4 protein-coding genes are annotated in these 5,722 nt (G+C 65.9%); 1 reads left to right on the top strand and 3 read right to left on the bottom strand.

Features of this window, described 5'->3' with window-relative positions:
• The first annotated feature begins 212 nt into the window (after positions 1-212).
• Positions 213-2,396 carry an ATP-dependent zinc metalloprotease FtsH gene (ftsH, locus tag D1641_RS18435; RefSeq protein WP_243149477.1) on the top strand — a complete coding sequence of 728 codons (2,184 nt, stop codon included), beginning with the start codon at positions 213-215 and terminating at the stop codon, positions 2,394-2,396.
• A 38-nt stretch (positions 2,397-2,434) separates the two neighbouring features.
• Here the strand turns inward: ftsH and D1641_RS18430 are convergent, their stop codons facing one another.
• The 3 genes from D1641_RS18430 to rsxC all read right to left on the bottom strand — a co-directional run.
• Complete coding sequence (locus D1641_RS18430; protein ID WP_160668407.1) at positions 2,435-3,025, bottom strand: Rnf-Nqr domain containing protein; 591 nt, start codon at positions 3,023-3,025, stop codon at positions 2,435-2,437.
• A gap of 27 nt (positions 3,026-3,052) precedes the next feature.
• A complete protein-coding gene (locus D1641_RS18425) occupies positions 3,053-4,717 on the bottom strand; it encodes an RnfABCDGE type electron transport complex subunit D (RefSeq protein WP_160668405.1) in 1,665 nt (554 codons plus the stop codon).
• The coding region (gene rsxC / locus D1641_RS18420; RefSeq protein ID WP_160668403.1) for an electron transport complex subunit RsxC at positions 4,714-5,722 on the bottom strand (1,009 nt) is incomplete at its 5' end. The genes rsxC and D1641_RS18425, both read right to left, overlap by 4 nt.

Below are 5,722 nucleotides of genomic sequence, written 5' to 3'. Positions count from 1 at the left end.
GGCCGGGCTCCGTCCCGGCCCGTCTATCGGAACATGGGCACTTCCGGAAAAGCGGGCCGGGACGGAGCCCGGCCCCTACAGGAGCTTTCCTGAAACTTGGTCACAGAAAATTCACCGGAAGTTTACACCATCTTTTCTTGTTTTTATGGCGCAAGTGTGGTATGATACCCTTTGACCTGTTTGAAAAAAGCGAAAATTGGAGGTACGCTCCTTTGAAGCCGGATAAAGGAAACAACAAAAAGAACACCATCGGCCTGATCTCCCTGATCCTGTGGGCTCTGTTTTTGACGCTGGTATTCCGCAGCTGTACCAGCACCTACAACAGCTCCAACCAGGTTCAGGTGGACTACTCAGTGTTTAAGCAGTGGGTGGCGGCCGATCTGGTGGAGTCAGTCAATTTGGAGAGCAGCCTGTTCACCATCGTCCTCAAGGAGGGGAAGGAGGAGGAGGCCCTGTCCTATATCCCCGAGGATGAGGATCACAAGGCGAACGGCATGTTCAGCTGGATGCCCATCCAGAATGACCGTGAGACGGAATACGTCACTACCCCGCTGCCCATCGCCGATTTTGAGCTGGAGTCCCTGCTGGAGGAGCATAAGGTCCGCCGCTGGACCGACCCGGTGGACAACTCCTCCCAGATCCTCTACCTGCTGCTCACCACCGTCCTGCCCCTGGTGATCATGGTGGGTGCCATGATCTTCCTCATGCGGGGCATCGGCGGCAAGGGGGGCATGGGCGGCATCGGCGGCGTGGGCAAGGCCAACGCTAAGGTGTATGTGGAGAAAAAGACGGGGGTCACCTTCCGGGACGTGGCTGGCCAGGACGAGGCCAAGGAGTCCCTGGAGGAGATCATCGACATCCTCCACAACCCCCAGAAGTATACCGAGATCGGTGCCAAGCTGCCCAAGGGCGCCCTGCTGGTGGGCCCTCCGGGCACCGGCAAGACCCTTCTCGCCAAGGCGGTGGCCGGCGAGGCGGGCGTCCCCTTCTTCTCCATCAGCGGCTCCGACTTTGTGGAGATGTTCGTGGGCGTGGGTGCGAGCCGCGTCCGGGACCTCTTTAAAGAGGCCAGTAAGATGGCCCCCTGCATCATCTTCATCGACGAGATCGACACCATCGGCAAGTCCCGGGACAACCGCATGGGGGGCAACGACGAGCGGGAACAGACTCTGAACCAGCTGCTGGCCGAGCTGGACGGCTTCGACCCGGGCAAGGGCGTCATCGTCCTGGGGGCCACCAACCGGCCCGAGGTGCTGGACAAGGCCCTCCTCCGCCCCGGCCGCTTCGACCGGCGCATCACCATCGACCGGCCCAACCTGGCAGGCCGCCTGTCCACCCTCCAGGTCCACACCCGCAACATCCGCCTCAGTGAGGATGTAGACCTGAAAAAGATTGCCTTGGCTACCGCCGGCACGGTGGGGGCCGACCTTGCCAACCTGGTGAACGAGGCCGCCCTGCGGGCCGTCCGCCACGGGCGGCGGGCCGTCAACCAGGAGGACCTGCTGGCCTCCTTCGAGTTCGTCATTGCCGGCAGTGAGAAGAAGAACTCCGTCCTCACTCAGCTGGAGCGCAGGCTGGTGGCCTACCACGAGGTGGGCCACGCCATGGTGGCTTATAAGCAGAAGAACGCCGAGCCGGTGCAGAAGATTACCATCGTCCCCCATACTGAGGGCTCTCTGGGCTATACCCTGCTCATGCCCGAGGAGGACAAGACCAACCTGCGCACCAAGGAGGAGCTGATGGCCAAGATTGCCGTCTCCATGGGTGGCCGGGCCGCCGAGGAGGTGGTGATGGACACCATGACCAACGGCGCCTCCCAGGACATTCAGGAGGCCACCAACATCGCCCGGAACATGGTAGCCATGTACGGCATGAGTGAGGAGTTCGGCATGATGGCGCTGGGCTCGGTCCGCAACCAGTATCTGGAGGGCGGCTACGGCCTGGACTGCGCCCAGGACACCGCCGCCGTCATGGATAAGGCGGTGAAGGCCATTCTGGACGTGTGCTATAAGGACGCGGTGGAGGTCATCAAGGCCAACCGGGAGGACATGGACAAGGTGGTGGCCTATCTGCTGGAGAAGGAGACCATCACCGGCGGCGAGATGGTGGCGATTATCGAGGGCCGGGACCCCGCCCTGGTAGAGGACGCCTACGCCTCCACCAACAAGGCAGTGAAGCCTCTGCCCGGGGACATTGAGCCCCCCGCCAAGGCCATCCACATCATCAGCGAGGAAATCAAGCCCCCGGCTGCCCTTGAGGAGCCGGAGGAGCCCCCCGCCGAGACGGCGGAGGTACCGTCAGAGGAGTCCCCGGTCGGACCGGAGGAGGCCCCGGCTGAGCCGGAGGAGTCTCCCGCCGAGCCCCCTGCCGGCGAGGAGGAAAAGCCTGAATCATAAGAAAGCGCCGCCCGAAAGGGCGGCGCTTCTGCGTTCGGTTATCCCAGATACAGCCCGTAGTAGCCCAACAGGGCCATTGCCATCAGGCCGGCGGTAATCAGCTGGATGGGGATACCCCGGAAGGCCATGGGGCAGCGGTTCAGATCCACCTCTTTTTGCAGGCTGGCGAAGCTGGCCAGGGCCATAGTGGCCCCCAGTCCGCCGCACAGGGCGAAAATCAGGGCGGAGCCCAGGCCGTAGCTGCGCTGAACCACCAGCAGGGCGGCGCCCAGGGCGGCGCAGTTGGTGGAGATGGAGGACAGGTTTTCGTCCATCCGCCGGGACAGCTCCGGGATGCAGGCCGCCAGAAATCTCCGCAGCAGGGCCACCAGGCCGGGGATCAGCAGGGAGAAGATGAGCAGCCGGAAATAGGTCAGGCCGCAGGGGGCCAGCAGAAAGAAATTGATCAGCCAGGCCAGGAGTACGGCCAGCACCATAACCACTGTCAGACAGCTTCCGGTGCGGATGGCCTCCCGGGGCTTCTGGAAAGATTCCAGGTGGGTGCCGATGCCCATGCAGGTGACCAGCACCAGATTCTCCGACAGCAGGGCGGCCAGCGCCACCCCTGTCAGCTCAAGGGTTGTGTTCACAGCCCCCGCCTCCCTTCCCGGGAGAGGTCACTGCGTATCTTCATAGTTGATCTCCCCCTGTGTATCCAGATTGGCTACAATGTTCAGCGCCCGGTTGACCCCGGCGGTGATGGCCTTGGAGGTAGCGGTGGCGCCGCTGACCGTGTCCACCGAGTTGGCCCCGGAGGAGCGGATGGTGCCCGACCGGCCCACATACCGGCCCAGGGCCTCGGGGGTCAGCGCCTCGGTGCCCACCCGGTCCTGCTCGCTGTGGCTGGTGACCGCCACGCCGGTGACAGCGCCGTTCAGGTCCACGCCCACCGTCATGGTGATGGGGCCGGCGAAGCCCTGGCTCTGTACCTCCACGCAGTAGCCCAGCAGATGGCCCTCGCTGTCGTAGCCGGCGATGATGGACAGAGCGCCGGCGGCCCGGTAGGGGGTCTCCGCCCCCACGGAGGCCAGGGGCATGGCCTGGGCGAGTATCTCCTGCTGAGCCCGGACCTCCGCCCGGGCGGTGTTCAGATCGGTCAGGCGGTGGACGCCGTAGAGGATGCCGCAGGTCACCGCCAGCACGGCAAACAGAGGACCGAAGGTCCTGCCGACCGTCCTGCCCAGGGTGCGCAGGTGGTCCAGATAGGCCTCGCCGGGGGCCTGGCCCTCCTTGGGCTCGGGCAGCTTGAGAGCAAGCTTGGGGGCGACAAATTTAATCTCCGACAGGTTGGCCCGGCTATGCGCCAGGAAGGCCCGGGTGGCGGCGAAATTGTTGACGCCGAACTGCCGGGGCAGGCCCAGCCGGTCCAGCAGCCAGACCATGCAGTTCATAGTGAGAATGGCCCAGCCCACCCCCTCGGGGTAGGAGCTGGAGGTGCGCAGCAGCACGGTGAGCAGGCCGCAGCCCACGCCGTACATCACCTGTCCCCGGGGGGTGACCGGGGAGGTGGCGGGGTCGGTGGCAAAGAAGATGGCCCCCATAAGCAGCCCGCCGCCCATGAGCTGATAGGCGGTCCAGATGTGGGCGGGGACCCCTGCCGGCGCGGTGAGCAGAGAGAGCAGGGCCACCGTGCCCAGGTAGGCGCCGGGGACCCGGAGGGAAATGACCCGGCGCAGCACCAGATAGCCCAGCCCCAGCAGGAGCATGAAGGCGGAGACCTCCCCCATGCAGCCCCCCCGCTGGCCGAGAAGCATCATGTCCAGGGCCTGAGGGGGCAGGGCCCCCTCGTGGAGGTAGGACATTGGGGTGGGGGCGGACAGGGCGTCCACCGTGGTGAGGGACAGCCGGTGCAGGGGCTGGGTCCAGGTGGTCATCAGCATGGGCAGAGTACCGGCCAGCATCCTGCCGGCCAGGGCGGGGTTCATAAAGTTCCGGCCCAGGCCGCCGTAGAACTGCTTGACCACGATGATGGCGAAGGCGGCCCCCATCACCGGCACCCAGTAGGGGGTGCTGGCGGGCAGGCTCAGGGCCAGCAGCAGGCCGGTGACGCAGGCGGAGCGGTCCTGGATGGAGACAGGCTGGCGGGTGAGCAGGCGATAGAGCAGCTCAAAGAGCACGCAGGACACCATAGACACGGCGCACACCGCCAGCACCCGCACGCCGAAGAAGAACACGGCCATGCCCAGGGCGGGGACCAGGGCCACCATCACGTCGGTCATCATGGCCTGGGTGGTGGAGGGCTGCCGCAGCTGGGGAGACAGACGTTTTTGAGTGGGAATCACAGGATGCTCACCCCCCTCTTCACCAGGGCGGAGGCCTGAGCCACCGTCTCCACCAGAGGAATCTGGGCGGGACAGATGAAGGAGCAGCAGCCGCAGGCGTTGCAGTCCTCCAGGTGGTAGCGGCTCAGCTTGTCCACATCCAGGTCTTCCAGAGCCCGGCGGATCAGAGTGGGGGCCAGGTGCATGGGACAGGAGGCCACGCACTTGCCGCAGCGGATGCACACCCCGGCGGGGGTGTTGGGCTTGTGCTCCCAGCTGGCCAGACAGACCAGGCTGTTGGTGTCCTTGGTTACCGGGGCGTCCAGGCTGGTGAGGTGGATGCCCATCATGGGTCCGCCGATGAGCATCCGGTCGGTCTCCTCCCGCAGGCCGCCGCAGGACTCCAGCAGGTGGCGCAGGGGGGTGCCGATGGGCACCCACATATTCCGAGGCCGGGTGACGGCCCCGCCGGTGACGGTCACCGCCCGGTAGGTGAGGGGGCGGCCCTGAAACAGGGCGTCGTGGATGGCGTAGACGGTGGCCACGTTGAACACCGCGCACCGCACGTCCAGCGGGGTCCCTCCGGGAGGGACCTCCCGGCCGGTGACGGTCTGGATAATCTGCTTCTCCGCCCCCAGAGGGTAGCGGGTGCGGACAGTGAGGATCTGGACCCGGCCGCCTCCCCGGCGGCGCAGCCGGCGCTCCACCGCCTCCACGGCGTTGAGCTTGTCCCCTTCGGTGACCACCACCACCCGCTCGCAGCTCAGGCACCGGGCCAGGGCCTGAGCCCCCCGGAGAATGTGCTCGCTGCGCTCCAGCAGCAGGCGGTAGTCGGCGGTGACATAGGGCTCGCACTCGGCAGCGTTGACGATGAGGGTGTCAATCCGTCCGGCGGAGCGGAGCAGCTTTGCCTGGGTGGGGAAGGCGCCGCCCCCCATGCCCACAACCCCCGCGGCCTCCACCCGCTCCGCAGCCTGCTCCAGGGTGAGCTGATGGGGGTCCAGGGGGGGCAGCTGGCCGGCGTAG

The sequence above is a fragment of the Colidextribacter sp. OB.20 genome (genome assembly GCF_009911595.1).
Lineage (GTDB): Bacteria > Bacillota > Clostridia > Oscillospirales > Oscillospiraceae > Lawsonibacter.
This window is presented reverse-complemented; position numbering and strand designations above follow the sequence as displayed.